Source organism: Azospirillum agricola (genome assembly GCF_017876095.1).
Classification (GTDB): domain Bacteria; phylum Pseudomonadota; class Alphaproteobacteria; order Azospirillales; family Azospirillaceae; genus Azospirillum; species Azospirillum agricola.
The window spans coordinates 95,992-114,926 of sequence record NZ_JAGINM010000010.1; the positions used below are offsets into that span (position 1 = coordinate 95,992).

Annotated in this window: 12 protein-coding genes and 1 pseudogene; 4 read left to right on the top strand and 9 right to left on the bottom strand. The window is 69.5% G+C overall.

All coding sequences use genetic code 11. From position 1 onward, the window contains the following. Positions 1–10 precede the first annotated feature (10 nt). From J2847_RS16575 to J2847_RS16590, 4 genes are all read left to right on the top strand, one after another. Positions 11–937, top strand: coding sequence for an OmpA family protein (locus tag J2847_RS16575; protein ID WP_209780021.1), 927 nt, complete (start codon positions 11–13; stop codon positions 935–937). Next, positions 918–2,495, top strand: a complete 1,578-nt coding sequence (locus J2847_RS16580; RefSeq protein ID WP_209780022.1) for a caspase family protein — start codon at positions 918–920, stop codon at positions 2,493–2,495. The genes J2847_RS16575 and J2847_RS16580 overlap by 20 nt, the downstream gene beginning before the upstream one ends. A gap of 14 nt (positions 2,496–2,509) precedes the next feature. Continuing rightward, positions 2,510–3,994, top strand: coding sequence for a caspase family protein (locus J2847_RS16585; RefSeq protein WP_209780023.1), 1,485 nt, complete (start codon positions 2,510–2,512; stop codon positions 3,992–3,994). Positions 3,995–4,074: 80 nt separating this feature from the next. After that, complete coding sequence (locus J2847_RS16590; protein WP_209780024.1) at positions 4,075–5,394, top strand: serpin family protein; 1,320 nt, start codon at positions 4,075–4,077, stop codon at positions 5,392–5,394. 130 nt (positions 5,395–5,524) lie between these two features. On the opposite strand, the gene J2847_RS16595 is transcribed toward J2847_RS16590, so the two are convergent. From J2847_RS16595 to J2847_RS16630, 9 genes and pseudogenes are all read right to left on the bottom strand, one after another. Beyond that, entirely contained in the window at positions 5,525–6,937 is a 1,413-nt protein-coding gene (locus tag J2847_RS16595; protein WP_209780025.1) for a caspase family protein, read from the bottom strand. A 61-nt stretch (positions 6,938–6,998) separates the two neighbouring features. Then, positions 6,999–9,047: an ABC transporter substrate-binding protein gene (locus tag J2847_RS16600; RefSeq protein WP_209780026.1), complete on the bottom strand. Its 2,049-nt coding sequence runs from the start codon at positions 9,045–9,047 to the stop codon at positions 6,999–7,001. Between the two features lie 341 nt (positions 9,048–9,388). Beyond that, positions 9,389–10,528 (bottom strand): caspase family protein, encoded by a 1,140-nt coding sequence (locus tag J2847_RS16605; RefSeq protein WP_209780027.1) that lies wholly within the window; start codon positions 10,526–10,528, stop codon positions 9,389–9,391. Positions 10,529–10,544: 16 nt separating this feature from the next. Further along, positions 10,545–11,762, bottom strand: a complete 1,218-nt coding sequence (locus J2847_RS16610; protein WP_209780028.1) for a serpin family protein — start codon at positions 11,760–11,762, stop codon at positions 10,545–10,547. Positions 11,763–11,864: 102 nt separating this feature from the next. Beyond that, positions 11,865–12,392, bottom strand: coding sequence for an OmpA family protein (locus tag J2847_RS16615; RefSeq protein WP_209780029.1), 528 nt, complete (start codon positions 12,390–12,392; stop codon positions 11,865–11,867). 71 nt (positions 12,393–12,463) lie between these two features. After that, positions 12,464–14,263 carry a caspase family protein gene (locus J2847_RS16620; RefSeq protein ID WP_209780030.1) on the bottom strand — a complete coding sequence of 600 codons (1,800 nt, stop codon included), beginning with the start codon at positions 14,261–14,263 and terminating at the stop codon, positions 12,464–12,466. 582 nt (positions 14,264–14,845) lie between these two features. After that, positions 14,846–15,325: pseudogene (locus J2847_RS34945) on the bottom strand (WD40 repeat domain-containing protein); the annotation flags it as partial. A gap of 93 nt (positions 15,326–15,418) precedes the next feature. Next, positions 15,419–16,600 (bottom strand): DUF4384 domain-containing protein, encoded by a 1,182-nt coding sequence (locus J2847_RS16625; RefSeq protein ID WP_209780031.1) that lies wholly within the window; start codon positions 16,598–16,600, stop codon positions 15,419–15,421. 83 nt (positions 16,601–16,683) lie between these two features. Next, positions 16,684–18,087, bottom strand: coding sequence for a caspase family protein (locus J2847_RS16630; protein WP_209780032.1), 1,404 nt, complete (start codon positions 18,085–18,087; stop codon positions 16,684–16,686). Positions 18,088–18,935: the final 848 nt, after the last annotated feature.

The following is an 18,935-nucleotide window of genomic DNA, read 5'->3' on the forward strand; positions in this document are numbered from 1 at the left end:
GCCGCCTTTGATGCAACCAGTTTCCCTTCTCAAGGCGCTGCCGCTGGTGGCGATGCTGGCCGGCACCGCCCATGCCGACTGCGCGTCGGCCACGGCGTCGCTGGACGCGGCCATCCAGACGCGTGACGCCGCACGAATCATCGAGACGGCGAACGCGCTGCTGAACGAAGCGGCCTGCCCAGGCGCCGAGCGCCTGGAGCAGGGGCGGCGCAGCGCCATCGCCCTCTCCAAGGTCGCCGAGCCGCTTCCGGTGCCCGAGCGCCGGCGTCTGCTCAATTCGGCCCTGCAATTGTCGCCCACGCTGTGGCTGGCGCATGCCCGTCTCGGCCTGCTCGACTACGAGGCGCGCGAGTACGCGGAGGCGCAGGGACGCTTCGAACGGGCGCTGGCCTATCTCAACGACCCGCAGATCTCCCCCGAGAAACCGCCCCCCGGCACGCTGGAGAATCTGCGCGGCTACGCCCAGCAGGCCCGGCTTCTGGCCGTCAGGAGCAGCCGCGGGGATTCGGGCATCCTCGACGTGAAGGAACTGCGCGGCGGCATCAAGGTGAGGCGCGCGCCGGTGCCGGTGCGCTTCGACTACGAGAAGGCCGAGTTCACCGATGTCGGGCGGCGCGACGCCGCCTTTCTGCGCGACATCCTGCGGGACAAGCAGGACCCCGCCATCCTTCTCGTCGGGCACACCGATCCGAAGGGGGCGGATGACTACAATTGCGATCTTTCCTGGCGCCGGATGCAGGCCCTGGCGGATTTCCTCAGGAGGCAGGGCTACAGGGGATCGATCGAGATGATCGCCATGGGGAAGCGGCAGCCCCTGCCGATCATCGGCAGGGAGAACCACAGCGAGGATGAAATCCACCAGATGCTGCGCCGCGTCGAATTCTACCTTCCTGGGGACGAAAAGCCGGAGACCGCCAATGCCTGCCGCCGTTCGTAAGCTGTCCGCCGCCATCCTGGCCGGTTCCTGCCTCGTCGGTTCCTGTCTGGTCGCCGGCCATGCCCTGGCGGCCCCGGCGACGCGGGCCCCTGAGACGCGGGCCCTGGTGGTCGGAATCAACGCCTACACCGAGTTGAAGCCTCTGAAGGGGGCGAAGGCCGACGCCAACGACATCGCCGACGCCCTGGGCAGGCTGGGTGTGCCGACCACCAAGCTTCTCGACGGCCAAGCCACGCGCAAAGCCATTCTCGGCACGCTCGACCGCATGGTGGCGGAGGCGAAGTCCGGCGACACGATCGTCTTCACCTATGCCGGCCATGGCGGGGTGGAGAAAGGGCGGGATCCGTCCATCGAGGCGCTGGACCAGACCATCCTCCTCGGCGGCTTCACCGCGCTGAAGCCGGGGAACGGGGAACGGATCATCGACGATGAAATCTACGAACGCGAACTGGTGGCGAGCAAAAAGGGTGTCCGCCTGGTGTTCGTCTTCGATTCCTGCCACTCGGGCACGATGTACCGCTCGATCGACCCCCGTGCCGGAGAGGAAAGCCTGCGCTCGCAGATCTTCGACATCGTGGGCGGCGACGCGCTCGGACCGATCCGCACCCATGCGCCCGGACCGCCGCCGGACGGGGTGTTCCATTACGCCGCCGGGCAGGACAGCGAGCGTGTGCCGGAAATCGTGACGCCTGCCCTGGGCTATCGGGGCGCGTTCAGCATCGCCTTCGCCGAGGCGTTGCGGGGAGGCGCCGACCGCGACCGCGACGGCTGGATCACCCACGGCGAGTTGCAGGAGTATCTGCTGCCGCGAACCCGGGCGCTGGCGGACGGCCGCCAGAATCCGAACTTCGCGCCCGACGGGTTTCGCGGCACGCGTCTGTTCCAGACGAGCCGGGGGGCCGAACAGCCGGACCAGCCCGCCACGGTCCGGCTGCGCGTCATCGGCATGGCGGCCGACGCGGCGGCCGAACTGGCCGGGCGGCTGCGGGGCGTGACGCTGGTCGGGCAGCCGGACCAGCCGGCCGATCTGGTCTGGGACGCCGGCAAGCGCGAGGCGGTGAGCGCGGGCGGCGACGTGGTGGCGACTGGGATCGGCCCGGACCGTCTCGACGGGCTGGCCGAGAAATGGCAGGCGCTCGTCCGCCTGAAGGCGCACAAGACCTCCCTGGTCATGCGGGCTCTGCCGGACGACCGCGCCCGCAAGGCCGGCGAGACCGTCGGTCTGGCGGTGGAGGGCGTGAACGGGGGGTCCCTCACGATCCTGAACCTTGCGGGCGACGGCACCGTGAATTTCCTCTACCCGCGCTATCCCGGCGAGGAGAAGGCGGTGGCCGGCGAGTATCGCAACCTGGATTTCTCCAAGGCGATCCCGCCGTTCGGCGCCGACCACATCATCGCCCTGTCCTCGACCGCCCTGCCCAAGGCCCTGCACGAGCGGCTGAAGGCCCTCGACGACCGGCGGCTTGCGGGCGCCGCGGTCGACGCGGTGCTCGGCGTTCTCGCCAACGACCCGAAAGCCCGGATCGGCGTCCAGATCGTCGTGGCGAAGCCCCAGTGAAAGGAAAACCGGCTATGCGCTTTCTTCCGTCCGCCGCGCTGGCCGCGGGCATCGCCTGCCTGCTGGCGGCGGCGCCCGCACAGTCCCGCGAGGGCAAGGCCCTGGTCATCGGCATCGACCGCTACCCGCATGTCAGCCGCCTCGACGGCTCCGCCAACGACGCCCGCTCCATGCGCGACTTCGCCATCGAGCGCTGGGGGTTCAAGCCGAACGACGTCAAGCTTCTGATCGACGGCGAGGCCACCCGGTCGGCGATCCTGAGCGCGCTCGACACCTGGCTGGTCAGCGGCACCAAGCCGGGGGACACCGTCCTGTTCTTCTTCAGCGGTCACGGCTATCGGGTGCCGGATCTGAACGGCGACGAGGCGCTGCGCAATCCGGCCGACAACCAGGACGAGGTGATCGTCGCCTTCGACGGCCGGCTCCGCCAGGGTGGCGGGTACGAGGGCTTCGTGCTGGACGACGAGATCGACGAGCGCCTGAAGCGCCTGAAGGATCGTCAGGTGGTGATGCTCTTCGATTCCTGCTTTTCGGGAACGATGACGCGGGGCGGGGGCGGATTGGACGACGGGCAGGCGAAGGTTCCGATCTTCGAGATCGACGACGCCGTGAAGTCCGTCTCCCTTTCGGACGACCGTGGCCAGCAGCGCATCGTGCCCGACCTGACCGAAAGCGAAGGCAACGTCATCGCCTTCTATGCCGCCGGTCCGGATCAGGTGGCCCAGGTCAACACGCGTCTGGCCCCGCGGCGCGGCGTCTTCACCGAGGCCTTCCTGCGCGGCGCGGCCGGGGCGGCCGACGCCAACCGCAACGGCATCGTCAGCGTCGCCGAGATCGATGAGTTCGTCCGCAGGGAGGCCGAGGCCTACTGCAAGGAGAACGCCTGCAAGACCGGCATGACCCCCTTCGTCGAGGCGCCGCCGGACGCGCTCTCCAAGGATCTGATCACCCTGGCCCAGGCGCCGACGCTGGCGCAGGCCGCCGCCGACGCGATCGGGCCGGGGCCGGAGAAGGCGGTGGAGGTGACGGTCTCGCCGGGCCGCATCCCGGTCGGCCGCGACGTCTCGGTGACCGTCAAGGCGCCGATCGACGGCACGCTGGTCGTGCTCGACATCGCTCCGGACGAGGAGGTCAATCTTCTGTTTCCCAACGCCCACAGCGAAGCCCGCGGCGTCAAGGCCCGGGTCCGCGCCGGCCAGACCATCCGGATTCCCGACCCGTATGACGGGTTCTCCCTGCCCGCCGACGAGCCGCCGGGCAAGGGAACCGTCCTGGCTCTGGTGATCCAGGACGACATCCGTTTCGAACAGCTCAACCAACTGCTCCGGGCCGCGGCGGCGGGCGCCCGGAACGACGGCGGTTTCGCGTCCGTGGCCGACCCGCTCCGCTTCCTCAACGCGCTCGGCCAGCGGCTGGTCCGGCCCTGGACCGCGGATCTGACCACCCGTGGGGTCCGCTGGGCCATGGGGCGTTACGAGTACGAGATCCTGCGGAAATAGCCGGGACAGGCTCCCGCCCTCTTCCGACCCGCATGGCCGCGGCATTCCCCGGACAGCTCCCATCAAGGAGACAGCATTCCATGACCCGCCTCTCCAACCGTCTGTTGTCGATCCTCACCGCCGCCGGACTGGCCGCCGCGATCGTCCCCGTCGCGGCCTGCGCGCAAGGACAGCGGCACGAGCATCCACCGGGCGGCACCGACAAGCAGACCCCGGCAAAGACCGAGGCAAAGACCGAGGCGAAGGCCGCGGCCAAGGCCGTGGCGAAGCCGGTGCCGAAGTCCGTCGCGCTGACGGACGCCATCAAGAATCTGGGCGTTGCCATGCTGGCGCAGCAGGTGGCTGCCGATCCGAGGAGGACCCACATCGTGTCGCCGCTCAGCCTCGGCGGAGCGTTGGGGCTTCTGGCGCAGGGGGCTTCCGGCAAGACGGCGCAGACCATTCTCCCGGCGCTGGGCAACCCGCCGGACGGCGCCGAGGGAGTCGCGAAATCCTGGAAGGAGATGGCGGACGTTCTGCGGAAGCCGGCCTCCGACACGGTGACTCTGCAACTCGCCAACGGCCTGTGGCACGCGGCCGCGCTGACGGTGGACGAGGCCGTTGCCGGGCGGATTCGCGACGCGCTGTCCGGCGAGATCGCGGCGATCGATCCGGCCAAGGGGGATCCCGCCGCCGCCGTCAACGCCTGGGTGGCGGACAAGACCGCCGGGGCGATACCGTCGGTGGTCGAGCGCCTGGGCCCCGACACCGAGCTGGTGCTGGCGAGCGCGCTGGCGTTCAAGGGGCGCTGGGAGACGTCCTTCGACCCGTCGGCGACCATGCCGCGGCCGTTCAAGGCGGCCGACGGCACCAAGCCCGAGGTCCCGATGATGGCCAGGGTCGATGACGCGTTCCGCTACGCCGAGACCAAGGACAGCCGAGGGGTGCTGCTGCCCTACGCCGATCCGGCCTACGCGATGATCGCGGTGCTCCCGAAGACGCCGGAGAAGCTGCCGGGCCTGCTGAGGAACGGCGACTGGCTGAAGCCGGAGCGCTACGCCCGGCGCAAGGGCCGCGTCCTGCTGCCGCGGCTCGATCTGGCGGCCGGCAGCGACCTGCGCGACACCAAGGCGAACCCCGCCGTGGCCAAGCTGCTGTCCGGCGGTCTCGACCTCGGCGCGCTGGGGGCCGCGTGGGCCAAGCCGCACAAGGTCGGGCAGGCTCTCCAACGCGTGGTGCTGAAGGTCGACGAGAGCGGCACGACCGCCGCCGCCGCCACCGTCATCGGCATCGAGAAGAGCATGAGCGTGACCCCTCAGGAGACGCCCTTCGAGCTGATCTTCGACCGACCCTTCGCCCTGGCGCTGATCCACAGGGAGACCGGCGCGCTCCTGCTGGCCGGGGTGGTGGCCAAGCCGTAGGTTGGAGCCTGGAGGGGAGCGGGGCCCGCGGATCACGGCATGCCCGCTTCCGGATCCGGGCAAATTGCTGTTTGCGTACCGGCCTAGCCATCCCACAGATATGACATGAATGCGGGACGGGCCGGGAATGTCAATTGACAACCATGACGGCTCGGCGGTTTTGCGATGAAGCTATATCGTCGCCACCTATCACCGCCGGCCGTTCCTTGCCATAACCGATGACGCTGATACGGTTGGATGCCACTCCCTGAGACACTAGGTACTCTTTTACCGCGCCTGCCCGCCGTCTCGATACTTCCATGCCCTGTGACCGGGATGAGCGCTCGTCATCGTGCCCCTCGATCACGACGGTGACGGTCGAATACCTCATCAGCCACGCCGCTTGGCGGTTCAGCGTCTTTACGGCCTCAGGTGAAATATCCGAACGGCCGGTGGCAAAGAAAACCCGGTCGCCAACGTTGACGGCCAAATCCTCTCCGCTTCCCGGAAGAATCGAGGATACGCGGTGGGATGGCGGCTGTGTGTAAGACAGCGTCACGCGGGCACGGGCTTCGCCGCCACCGTCCTCGCGCACGCGGTAGGAGAAAAGGGCGTAACCGTCCGCATTGGCCGGCGCGGTGAAGAGAATCTGCCGGCCGTCATCGGAAACGGCAGCCTGGCCCGATGAGGGGGTGTCCACGGACGCCACGTGCAACTCTCCCTCTGCCATGGCCGAATCGTTCTGCAATACGGGCAGAAGATAGGCCTTCCCTGACTCCAGGCCGCTCCATTGGTCGTCGCGGGCCTGCGGCGGGACGGACGCGCGCGGGGGCGGCCGGTGGGCCAGATAGATTTCGTCGCCGCCCAGATTGACGACGATCTCCGGCTTCTGCCGGCCATCGGTCCTGCTGCTCACCCGGTCGCGCACCCGGCGCATCAGGAGGCCGACCTCCACCCCCGGCGTGGCCAGAAGCTCGACGAGCCCCTGGGCGAAGGGGCTGTTCGTTCCGTCGCCGTCCGCCGCCACGGCGCCGGCCTGGGTGGCGAAGACCACCATCGACTGCGGCGGCGTCCGTTCCAGCCGGGCCAGACCGCGGACCGCTGTCCGGTCGCCGTTGCGCGCCGGAAGCGCCACGTTGCGGCAGGTGTCGAACAGCAGGAGCGCCGTCGCCGCGCCGTCCAGACGGTCCAGGACGCCATCCACCGACACCGCCCAGTCGGGCAGATCCTCGCGGTAGCGGATGCGCCCGTCGTCGCGGGGCAGGACATAGCTGCGTCCCTGGTGCTGCGCCCCGTGTCCGGCGATGTAGACGAGGGCCAGCGCGCCGCGCGCACGGTCGCCGACGGTGCGCAGCAGGTCGAGCAGCCGCGCCCGGTCGGGGTCGATCTGCGGCCCGCCGCCGATCAGTTCGAATCCCAGCCCGGCCAGCGTGCGGGCCATCGCGGCGGCGTCGTTCGGCGGGTTGCGCAGGCTGTCCTGCTGTTCATAGCGGCCGATCCCCACCACCAGCGCGACGCGCGGCTCGGCCCGCGCCGGAAGGCAGACCAGCAGCAGCGCCGCCATCAGCCACGCTCCGAAAATTCGCATGCTCAAACTCCCCCGGATCGGAGACGCGTCGCGGATCTCAGAACGTGCAGGTCGTGCAGACCGAGTATGCCCCGCCGGACCATTTGTAGAAGACATAGTCGAGCTCGCTGCGGTCGCCCTTGGCGTCGAAGCCGAGATCGCCGAGCACGGTGGAGAAGCGCTGGCGTCGGAGCGTTTCGCCGACGCGCGGCGCGTCGGTCGTGCCGGCGGCGGTCGCCGCCGTCGCGAAGACCTGGACGGCGGCGTAGGTGTAGAGCACGTACCCCTCGGGCTCGTAGCCCTGGGCGCGGAAACGCTTCACGACCGCTTGCGCCGCCGGCTTCTCGCGGGGATCCGGCCCGAAGGTCATCAGCGTGTCCTCGCCGCTCGTGCCGGTGATCGCCCAATAGTCGTTGGTGACCAGGGCGTCGGCGCCGACCAGGACCACGCGCAGGCCGGCGGCGCGCATCTCGCGGGCGATCAGCCCGGCCTCGGTGTGGTAGCCGCCGAAATAGACCACGCCCGCCCCGGACCGGCGGATTTGCTCGACGGTGGCGGCATAGCTGCGCTCGCCGGCCGTGATGGAGTCGTACAGCGCGATGGAGACGCCGCGGCTGGTCAGCGTCGCGCGCGCCGTGTCCGCCAGGTTCTTCCCATAGGCGGACCGGTCGTGCAGAACGGCGACGGAGCGGTTCCGGTAGGCCGTGGCGATGTAGCGTCCGGCGACGATCCCCTGCTGGTCGTCGCGGCCGCACATCCGGAAGACGTTCGACAGGCCCTGTTCTGTCAGCTTCGGGTTGGTGGAGGCGGGGCTGATCTGGAGGATTCCCTCCTCCGCGTAGACCCGCGAGGCCGGGATGGACGAACCCGAACAGAAATGGCCGGCCACGAATGTCACGCCAACCCTGGCGAACTGGTTGGCGACGGCCACGGCCTGCTTCGGGTCGCAGGCGTCGTCGCCGACCTCCAGTTTCAGGCTGCGCCCGCCGATGCCGCCACGGGCGTTGATGTCGGCGACGGCCAACTCGGCCCCCTTCCTCATCTGCTCCCCGAAGATCGCGTACTGTCCGGTCATGGGACCGGCCACCGCGACCGTGACGGGGCTGCGCGGCTGGGGTGGCGGGGCGGCGAGTTGGGGCGGCACCGTGGCGGCGACGGCCGCCGGCTTCTCGGCGGCCCGCGCCAGCGTCTCCCTGCGGCTGCGGGCGAGGGACGCGAAGGTTCCGTTGGGAAACTGGCTCAGGTAGGCGTCGAAGTCGGCGGGGTTGGTGCTGTCCTTGACCGACGTCCAGAACAGCGCCTCGCGGTCGACGGCGGGTGCCGACGCCGACGGCGGGGCGCCCGGCTTCAGATAATAGGCGTCGCCGCCGAGCGAGTTGTAGACGAAGGGGGTCTGCTCGTTCTTGGTCGCCACCCTCACGCTGTCGCGCACACGGCCGAAGACCAGCCGGATATCCAGGCCGGGCGCTTCGAGATGTTCGAGCAGCGCGCGGGTGAAGGGGCTGTTGGCCTGCCCGATCCCGTCGTCGGCGATGCTGTCGGCGCCGGTGGCGAAGGCCACGAGGGTGTCCGAGTCCACCCGGTCGATCCGCGCAAGGCCGCGCCCGACCATGACGCTGCGCTGTCCCATGCTCTGCGCGAGGCGCTTGGCGAAGGGGTTGTTGCGGCAGGCGTCGAGGATCACCAGCCTCAGCCGGCGGGCGTCGCGCAGTTCGGCCAGCACCTCGTCCAGGGCCACCGCCTGGCGCCGCAACTCCTGTTCACGGTTCAGGCGGGCGTCGACGGGCAGAAGATAGTTTTCGCCGTTCACCTGCAACCCATGCCCGGCGTAGTAGACCAGCGCCACGTCCGCGCCGCCCACCGTGCGGCTGAAGTCGCGCAAGGTGGCGAGCATGCGGTCGATCGTCAGGTCGTAGCCGTCCGTCACCTCGAAGCCCAGCCTGCGCAGCGCCGCCGACATCGCCCTGGCGTCGTTCACCGGATTCCCGAGCCGGGCCTCGGCCTCGTAGGCGGCGTTCCCGATGACGAGCGCCACACGCTTTTCGGCGCTCGCCGGCCGGCCGGCCAGCAGGAGGATCGCCATCAGAACAAGGACCGCTGCGCGCATCGCCGTCATCCTCCGTTTGGCCAGCCGCGACCGGAGAGCTTCCTTCTCGCGCTGGCCAGATTCGCGCGGCCAGCGCGCGCCGATGGCCGGAAGGCCGGTCATCGGCGCGATGCGCCCCCGCGTCTCAACCCGATGCCGCCGATCGGAGGGCGGCCGTGGAAAATCATGATCAAGAGTTCGTATTTTAATGCATCGAACTTCCGCCGCGCGACGAAAAAACGCGGAAGACATGAAGGGCATCATCCGGAAGTGGTCGTGTCCGGGTGCAAGACAATGCGAGGGATAGGGGGGAGTTCCGCTCCCGCTGCCGGGATTGGGGAAAACCGGGCGTCGTCCCGCCGTCAGCAGCCGGACAGCACCCTGATCCTCTCGATCAGGACGGCACCCGACCGCTCGACCAGATCCACGAGGGATTGACCGTTGCAGGACCGGCCGTTGCGGTGGGTCCAGTCATAGCGCACCAGGACCATCCCCGGATCCGCCGCCTCGATGTCCAGCACGCGCAACGGCCGGGACATCTGGCCGTAGAAGGCGGTGATGGTCGCTGAGACATAAGGCCCCGTTTCGCGCTTTTCCGCGATGACGTGGCGAACCGCCGCGGCTCCGTCGGCTGCCGAAAGCGCCGCGTAGAAGGCCCGGACGACGGCCACCGGCGTGGTGGTCGGGGCCGGGGCCGAAGCGGCGGGCGGCGGCGCGCCCCGTCCGTTGAGCACGATGCTTTGCAGGCCCGGCTCGCCTTCGATCCACGGGGATTGCCGGTTTCCGGTCTTGCGCTTGACCTCGGCGGCCGTCTGGGCGAGCACCTGCTGGAAGCTGAGGCCGGGCTGCGCCAGCGTCCGATGGAACACCTGGGTGAAGGGGCTGAGGGTTTCACCCGGCAGGCCGGCCATCGCCGTGGTGCCCGGCTTGGTGGCGTAGGCGATCAGCATCCCCTCGGGCGCGTCGATGCGGGCGAAGCCGGCGTTGGCGTCGGCCCCTTTGAAGCGGGGGCCGCGCCCCTTGCCGAAAGGGTCGTTGCGGCAGGAATCGAGCACCACGATGGTGGCCGGCGCGCGCGCTTCCGCAAGGTCGGCCAGCACCTCCTGGAGATCGGTGGCCTCGTCGCGGGCCCGTTCCTTGCGGTCGATGCGGGCGCCCAGCGGAATCAGGTAGTTGCGCCCGCCGATCTCCATGCCGTGTCCGCTGTAGTACACGAAGACCATCTCCGGCCGTTCGCCGAGGGTCAGGGCGTCCTTCAACTCCAGCAGGCGGTCGGAGAAGCGGCGCTTGTCGACGTCGGTGTCGGCGATGACCAGGAAGCCCAGATCGCGCAATGTCCGCACCATGGCGGGGACGTCGTTGGCGACGTTGGGCAACGGAGACAGGTCGTCGTTCGCCCCGTAGCCGGCGTTGCCGATCACCATCGCCACCCTCTTGCCGGCCAGGGCCGGTGCGGTCCACAGAACCGCCAGAACCAGGAGTGCCGTCGTCCAGCGCATCATCGCCCCCGCTCCCCCGCTATGCCTGCAACCTGTTGACCGCCCCGGCCAGCAGAATGGCGCCGGTGGGGAGGTGCAGCAAGGCGAAGGCGAACGGCCGGTCGAAATGCAGCGTGAAAGGACTTCCTTCGCCGTCGGACAGGCCGCGGCTGGTGGCGAAGGCGGTGGCCGCCGCCGCCTGGGTGCCGGATTCGTCCCAGCGCAGAGCCACCGCCTGCACCGCTTGTCCCATCGTCTGCGGGTTGTCCTGCCACGCTTTTCCCAGCCCCGACAGATCGACCGGACCGGAGAGCAGGGTCGCCATGGTGGGGCTGGCCTTGGGATCGGTGAGGTCGTAGCGGGGGGACAGTTCGACCCGCGGCAGCAGCAACTCCCCCGGACGCGGGATGAACAGGTCCGTGTCCAGCCATTCGCCGTCCGCCAGCAGGGCGGCCGGCGCCACTCCCTTCCCCGGAAGCGCCAGAGCCAGCGCGAAGGCCGGATCGGCGTAGGGCAGCAGCACCGCTTCGTGGTTCGCCGCCCTGCGGTGGGTGAAGGCGGCGTCGCTCCGCGCCATGGTGGGGATCGCGACGGTGACGCCGTCCGCTCCGGCGAAGGGCAGCGGCTGTGTCCGGTCGGCGGCGAAGGCGGTCGCCCAGTTCGCCTTGAAGGCGAGCGCCGAGGCCAGCACCAGTTCGGTGTTGCCCTCCAGCCGATCGAGCAGGGCGGGAATCATGCCGTCGCTGTTGTCCCTGGCCCAGGCGTTGACCGTCTCCACCGCCTTGGGGTCGGTGAAATCGAGGCCGGCGACGGCGGCGGCCATGGCGTCCTTCAGGCGTTCGGCCGCGCCGCCGCCCACCTCCAGCCCCGGCGCGTGCCACAGCCCGTTGGCGAGCGCGACGGTGAGCGTGTCCGCCGTCCTCGGCTTTGTCAGGTCGCGCAGGTGGCGCCAATCCCCGGCCGCCTCCCCGGCGCTCCGCCCGCCCAGCGCCGCCCTCAGCCGGGCCTCCGTCCCGCCCGCCGCTCCCTGCGCCAGCAGGGCCAGTGCACCGCCCAGGCTGAGTGGCGAAACAGCATGGCTGGCCTTGGGATCGGCGGCCAACCGTTCGGCCAGGACCTTCAGGCCCAGGGCGTTGACGGCCTTGAGGAAGGCCGGGGACGGCACCGTCGCGGAAACGGCTGGACGGGCGGGGGCGGCGGCCAGCGTCAGGCCGGCGGCGGACGCGGCCAGCAGGGCGCGGCGGGTGAGGACGGGCATCGGGCGGTTCCTTGGACGGGGTGCCGGGGACGGGGTGGCGGACCTATTGGGATGGCGGGGCGGCGAGGACGGTGGTGCCGGACCCATCCAAAACGCTCCGCGTCACGGCACCGCCACGATCTCGACGCGGCGGTTGCGCCCGTCGGTCGGCTTGGTGCCGGGGATCGGCCGGTCGAAGCCGAAGCCGGTCGCCGACAGCCGGCCGGCCGTGACGCCGCCGCCGTAGAGGATCCGCGAGACCGCCGCCGCGCGCTCCCCCGTCAGCCATCGGTTGTGGTCGGCGGTGCCGGTGCGGTTGGCGTGGCCTTCGATGACGATGCGGGCTCCGGCCAGCCGCGGGCTGGTCAGCGCCGCCGCCAGTTCCGCCAGCGTCTGGCGGGCGCTGCCGGTCAGCTCCGCCGAATTGTTGGCGAAGGGGATGTCGAGCCGGATGCGGCGCTCCTCCACCTGGAGATCCTTGGGGGCACCGATCCCCTTGGCCCGCACCGCCGGTTCGGGCGGGGCCAGGGCGTCGATGATCCGGGCGGCCTTCGGCACGCCGCCGGTGAGGTCGGTCACCTCGGCCAGGGCCGGGACGGCGGTCAGCGCCGCGCCGACGGCCAGGGCGAGCAGGACTGGTTTCGACAGCATGGCGGCACTCCTTCGGTGGTTTCCTGGTTGTTCGGGATGACGGTCCATCGGTTCATTGGCTCATCCCCGCTTCAGCGGCCGGCCGTGCCGATGGGGTAGTCGCGGATGGCGCCGGCCTTCACCATCACCGGGTGCTGGCGGCCGCCGGTCAGATCCTTGACCTTCTCGCTGAGATAGACGTCCAGTTCGGCCAGCGTCACCACGCCGTCCCGGTTGCCGTCGGCCTTGCCGTCGCCCAGCGCCTCGACCAGCGCCTTGGTGAAGGCGCCGTTGCGCCACGCCGAATTCTCGATCGACAGCTCGCGTCCGGTCGAGCTGGCGTAGACGACGACGCCGTTCTCCGCCGAGGCCAGCTCGTTGACGAAGCCGGAGACGTCGGTGGTGCCCTTCAGCAGCGATCCCGCCACCGTTCCGGCGTGGCAGGTGTCGAGGAACAGCAGCGTCTTGCCGGCCAGCCGCTTCAGGGCGCCCTTGATCTCGGCCTGATTGACGGAGGTGCGGCGCAGCCGGTCGCGGTCGCCGTCCTGGGGGATGAACCAGTATTCGCCCTGCTGGTCGTTGAGCCCATGCCCGGACAGGAACAGCAGCCCGACATCGCGGGCCGTCACCTGCCGCTCCAGCCATTCCAGACCGTCCAGCACGTCGTTCTTCACCGCGTCCGCCAGGACCTTCACCACCACTTCGCGGTAGAGGCCGCCCTGCTGCTTCTCCAGCGCCCTGCGCAGATCCTCGGCGTCCTTGGCGGCGTAGTTCAGCCGGTCCTCGGCCCGCGCGTAGTTGGACACGCCGACCAGCAGCGCGTAGAGCTTGGGCTTGGTCGGGTCGACGGTCGCCCGGCCCGTCCATTTCAGGGGCAGCGAGGCCACCTCGCCGGCGCCATGCTCGGTCTCGGCCACCAGCCCGAGGGTGACGTCGCGCGCCGGCAGCGGCGCGTTGAAGCTGTAGACGTTGCCCTCTCCGGGGATTCGTCCCAGCGCGCGGGCGGCCTCGGCCGGCGCCTGCCCGTCGATCAGCACCCGCACCCGCGTCACCGGCAGGCCGGAGGGCGAGCGCACGCGGTAGCGCACCTCGACCGTCTGGCCGGAGAAGCCGCTGCCGGGGGCGGGGGAGAGGATCTCCACCACGGCGGGCAGCTTGCGGCGGATGTCGTCGTCCTGGCGTCGGCGGTTGGCCGCCTGGTCGGCCTGCTTGAGCGCCTGGCCCTCGTCGAGGGTGGTCAGGATGCGCTCGACCACGTCGGGGCGGTTGAAGGTGTCGCGGAAGCGCCCGGCCCCGAAGAAGTCGGCGGCGGCGTCCTTGCCGTTGTTGACGTGCCAGCCGATGAGGTCCTCGCCGCCGGCCGACGCCATGTAGTAGCCGGACGGTGTCCACGCCACCCAGCGCCGGTCGGTGGCGTGGACGAACAGGGCCAGCAGTTCCTTGCCGTCGGTCATGCGGTGCCAGCGGATGGTGCCGTCGCCATAGGCCGCCACCGCCAGCCGCCCGTCCCCCGAAACATTGACGCCCCAGGCAGGGCCAGGGGCTGATTGCTCCCACAGTTGCCTGCCGGCCTTGTCGAACAGGCGGAAGGACCATTCGGTGCCGAGCAGGAAGCGGTCGGCGGTGGGGGAAATCGCGAGACTGCGGGATTTTTCATCCGGCGTGAGCGGCAGGGCCGTCCCACCGAGCTTGGGGACAGTTTTGTCTTCCCAATCGGTGACGGGTAGACCGGTGATGCGTGGTGGGGTGAGGCCGGAGAGCACGGTGCTCGATGGTTCCAGCGTGCGGGCCGCGAGGTCGAACAGCACCGGATCCTCGCCGCCATACTTCAGCCCGAAGCGGACACGGCGTCCGTCGCGGTCGACCGTGAAGCTGGCGAGCTTGTCCCGCATATCGGACACGGCGGCAAGGCGTGACAGCGCTGGTTTGCCTTGCGCGTCCAACGCTCCGAAGGTCGGGTCGGCGGCTCCGAACGAAATTCCGTCGCGGCCCCAGGGTTTGAGATCCATGATTGTGCTGACCGCAGGAACAGGAAGGTCGGTGATGGCTCCACGGCCGCCGTCGCTCCAACGGCGGATGGACCGTTTGCCGTCCTTCGCCCACTTCCCACCGGCGAACAGGAAGCGACCATCCGCCGACCACTGGACGGAGGCCAGGGTTTCGCTGTCTCCTCCCATTATGATGGGGCTGTGCAGCGAGGAGAGGTCGTTGGCGGACAACACGCTTACCCGCTTGTCATCCGTATATCCTATGGCCAAGCGCATCCCATCGGGGGAAAAGGCGATGCCATAGGGGCGCTCCCCTCCCGGCTTAACCTTGCGCAGCAGTGTTCCGTCTCGACTGTAGAGCCGGATATGGCCATCGAAGGAGGTTGTGGCCAAGCGACCGTCCGCCGTGAAAGCGAGGCCGTAGACAGCACCTCCATAGTTTCGGTCCGCCCACACCTCCCGGCCACTGGCGGCATCCCATATCCGGATACCGCTCGATCCCCCCACCCCCGCCGCCAACCTCCGTCCATCCGGTGAAAAGGTGAGATGCTGCACCACATTGGGCACCCCATTCAGCCGCCGCATCAGCGCACCCCCGTTGGCATCGAACAGGTAGACGCTGTGCTCGCGGTCCCACTCGTACCCGGTCCATCCGCCCACCGCCACAGTGCTTCCATCCGGCGACAGTGCCCCAGCGTAGAGCTTGCCCTCGGCGTCGGAAGTGATGGGTGGGCGGAAGACGTGGATCAACCGTCCGTCCGGCAGGGACCACAGCCTTGCGGTCTTGTCTTCCGAAACGGTCAACAACCGCCGCCCCGCGGTGTCCATGTCGATGCGTTTGATCGTCGCCGTGTGCATGCCGGTTTCCACCCGCAGCTGCGGTTCGGATGGCGGGTCTCCCGCCCGGGCCGGCAGGGGCAGTGCCGCCCAGGTCAGCGTCAGCACCAAGATCAGCGTCCGCATCATGGCCCTTCTCCCCTCGTCTGTCCGTCCAACGGGTGCGGGGACCGGCGCCCATCACGGCCCCCGGCCCCCTTGTTCCCCCAATCCGCCGCCGCTCTACGGGGCGCTCACCAGGAAGCTGGTGGTGGCGTGCGCGATGGCGGCGGAGGGCTGGCGCAGCGTCGCCGCCAGATCCTTGGCCAGCGCCTTGGCGTCGCCGTAGGCCGGGAAGACGCCCTGCTGGTAGTCGAGCGTCCCCGACAGCACCGGCTGGTCGTCGCTGCGGCAGATGGCGACCAGCGCCTCCAGCCCGTCCGGCCCCTGCACGCGGAAATCCACCGGGGCGGCGGCGCTGGGAATGGTCACCGGCTGCCCGGCCTTCAGCCGATTGTCCGGCTGGTGGCGGTTGGGATAGAGCACATGCACCGTGCCGGAGGAGCCGACATCGACCAGCGTCAGCCGGCAGTCGCGCTCGCTCACCGCCGAGACCATGGCGGCCTCGCCGACCTTGTAGACCGGCTTGTCGGTGGCCACCGACAGCTTGAAGCCGCTGCCCGGCGCCGGGGCGGCGGGCACAACCGCCACCGCGGCCGGCGGCACCGGGCCGCTGGCCGGCCCCGGCGGGGGAGCCGACGCCGCCGGGGCCGAAGCCCCTGCCCCCTCGGCGATGCGGATGATCTTGGTGTATTCGGCCCAGGCGTTGCCGGCGGCGTTCTGCCGCAGCACCGTCTCCAGATCCTTCGCCGCCGCCGCCCCGCCGCCCTTGTAGGCCTTGAACGGCCCGGCGCTGGCAAGCTGGCCGGCGGGGAACAGCGGCTGGGGCGAGGTGGTGGCGATGATCTTCAGCACCTCGGTGCCGGCGGGGCCCCCCACCTTGAGGGCGAAATCGTCGCCGCCCGAGGGGATGCGCACCGGCTTGTTGGGGCGCACCCGGTTGTCGGTCTGGAACTGGTTGGGATAGACGATGTGCACCTTGCCGGAGGTGCCGACGTCGACCACCGTGATGTAGGCCTCCTTGTTGGTCTGCACCGTCAGCTCCAGAAACTCGCCGGGCCTGTAGCTGTTGTCCGCCTGGTTCACCCAGGCGGTGACCGTGAGGTCGGAGGCCGGTACCTGGAACTGCGCGACCGGACGCTGCTCCGCCGTCAGGTCGCGGACCAGCGGGGCGGCGGCCGGGGCGCCGCCGCCCAGGTCGGCGTGGGCCGGCAGGGAGGCCAGCGTGGCGGCGAGGACGATCAGGCTGGCCGGGAGGCGATGGCGGGAATGGCGGGGACGGGAGGTGGGGACGCTGCTGTGCATGGCGGGTGAAGCCTCCGTGGGCCGGAATGGGGGGAACCGTTCACGTTCCTTATCGGGATGGCGGCGGGGGAACCGGGCGCGGCTCAGTCGAGCCGCACCGAATCGAGAAGGCCGAGGTCGCCGGACAGGGTGGGGTTCTGCTGGCCGCGGCTCGTGCGTTCGGTTTCCTGAGCGGCGCTCTGGAAAGCCGAACGCAGGGTGCCGCCGCGGGCCATCGCCTCCAGCCAGGCCAGGGTGAACAGGCTGCCGTCGGCCCCTTCCAGGGCGTACTGGTCCTCGCGGGCGGCGGCCACGACCAGGCCCTTGACGTCCGGAACGCCCAGGGAGGTGCCGTCGACGCCGCCCGGCAGATCCTTGCGGCGGGCGCTGGCCCCGCCGGCGGGAGCGCGCGGCGGCGTGGTTCCCAGGATGCCCTTGGTCAGGAACTTGGTGCGGGCGCCGGTCACCGTGAACGACTTGCGCAGTCCGCCGGAATGACAGGTGTCGAGCACGCTGACGACCCGGTTGGTGCGGATCCGGCCGACCATCTCCGCGAAGCGGTCGTCGCGCACGATGTCCTGCTCCGTCGGGTAGGCCTTGCCCTCGACGTCGAACGGGATGAACACCTCGTCGAGGCCGTCCTCCTCGTCCCCGTCGTCGTCCGGCACGGTGGAGCCGTGGCCGCTGAAATAGATCAGCACCAGATCGTCGGGGCCGGCGTTGGCGGCCAGCCACGCCATGCCGGCCTCGAAGTCGCGGCGGTAGGCGTTGGCGATCAGCCGGACGTTGGACGCCGGCACCCGGAAGAGTTGGGCCGCCTGCTCGGTGAAGCGGCGCGCGTCGTCGTTCGCCCGGACCAGCGGGGCGACGTTGGCGCCCATCCCCAGGATCCAGGTGCGGCCGGAGCCCGTGGTCTGGGTGGCCGGCCTGACCGGCGGGGCCGGCTGGCTCACCGGACCGCCGGGCGGGACGACGTCGTAGGTGACCTTGGCGGTCGCCCAGTCGGTGGCCGGCAGCCGGGTGATGGGGGTGACGTCCTTGGCGAGGGCGGCGGCCGACTCGAACCTGGGCGTGCGCGGCTGGGCGTCCGGCGCGCGGGTCCACACCAGATAGCTGTCCTCGGCGCCGTAGGGCGGGTTGACGCGGAAGGCGTGGCTGGCGCTGGCGTCGCCGGCGCAATAGCGCTGGCCGCCCTTGACCGGCACCGGCTGGCCATCGTCGGTGTAGGGAAAGATGCGCGCCACCCGGCCGGAGGTGCCGACATTCCACAGAGTCACATAGCCGGACTGGCTGGCCGAGAAGCAGATGCGGGTTTCCGTCCCCTCGCGAAGAACGGGGCCGTCCACCTCGATCGTTAGATCGACCGCGGAGGCCGGGTTGACGGGAACGGCGACGATGTCCTTGGGGACGGTGGACAGACGTTGCGACCATGCCGTCGGCACGCTCCCTCCGCCCGCATGAAACCAGGCCGCAGCGGCGAGCACGGCCAGCAGGACGAGTGTCTTCATGATGCCCTCTTCTGGACGGCCAGCCCCACCGGGTCCGCGGCGTGTGGGTCAAGGCGTCGAAACGCAATTAAAGGGAGAATTTTTTGCGCCCATAAGTTTTCAAACATCATCGGCGATGCTCTTTTTTCGGAAAACCCCAATGACAGAAACCGACGAATCGAGAAGAAATTGAGGTGATTGTCCACCATAACGGTAACCTCCGCTCGTGAGAAGGCTCGAGCGCCACCGGTCATGCCAAGCGTCTACCGAGCGTTCCGGTCCATGCGCTTTCGCGGATGGGGGCCTGCGCTGCGCGTGCCCATGAGGCCTATCGGGATGATCGCTTCCGGCCGTCCGCCAAGCCCGCTACCCGGTGAGGTTTCACAGGACATCGCTCGGGACGCCGCCGATGACCGCCGGCCGCCGGGCGTTTCGTCCAACGTCTGGCTGAGAAATGTTCCCGTTCCGTCCGTGTGGTGTGCCTCGTCGCCCCTTTGAGCGCGTCGTTTCGCCGGAAAGGACACTTTTTAGGAAATTTTAAAAAATATGTTGATGAGTCATGAGTGCGTGAGATAGCATGATTGCAAATCAAAGTAGAAAAAATAGAAAAGAAATAACTCTCAAATTGCCGATTCCGGGCCGCGCATTGCGCGTTCCGGCGGTTCGAGAGCAGAGCCTTGGGCTGTTGCTCGTTCGGTCCTTCGGGTGTGTCGGTTGAGCTGAAAGCCGCATGATGCAGGAGCCCTCGATTGCTTGCGCTTTCCTCCTCGTCATTGCCGGGCTGGCGGGGCTCAGCCGTCATCATGGCGGCAGCATTGGGAGAATCCGGGTGTCGGCCCTTGCTGGAATGGCGGGGCGTGATGGTTGAA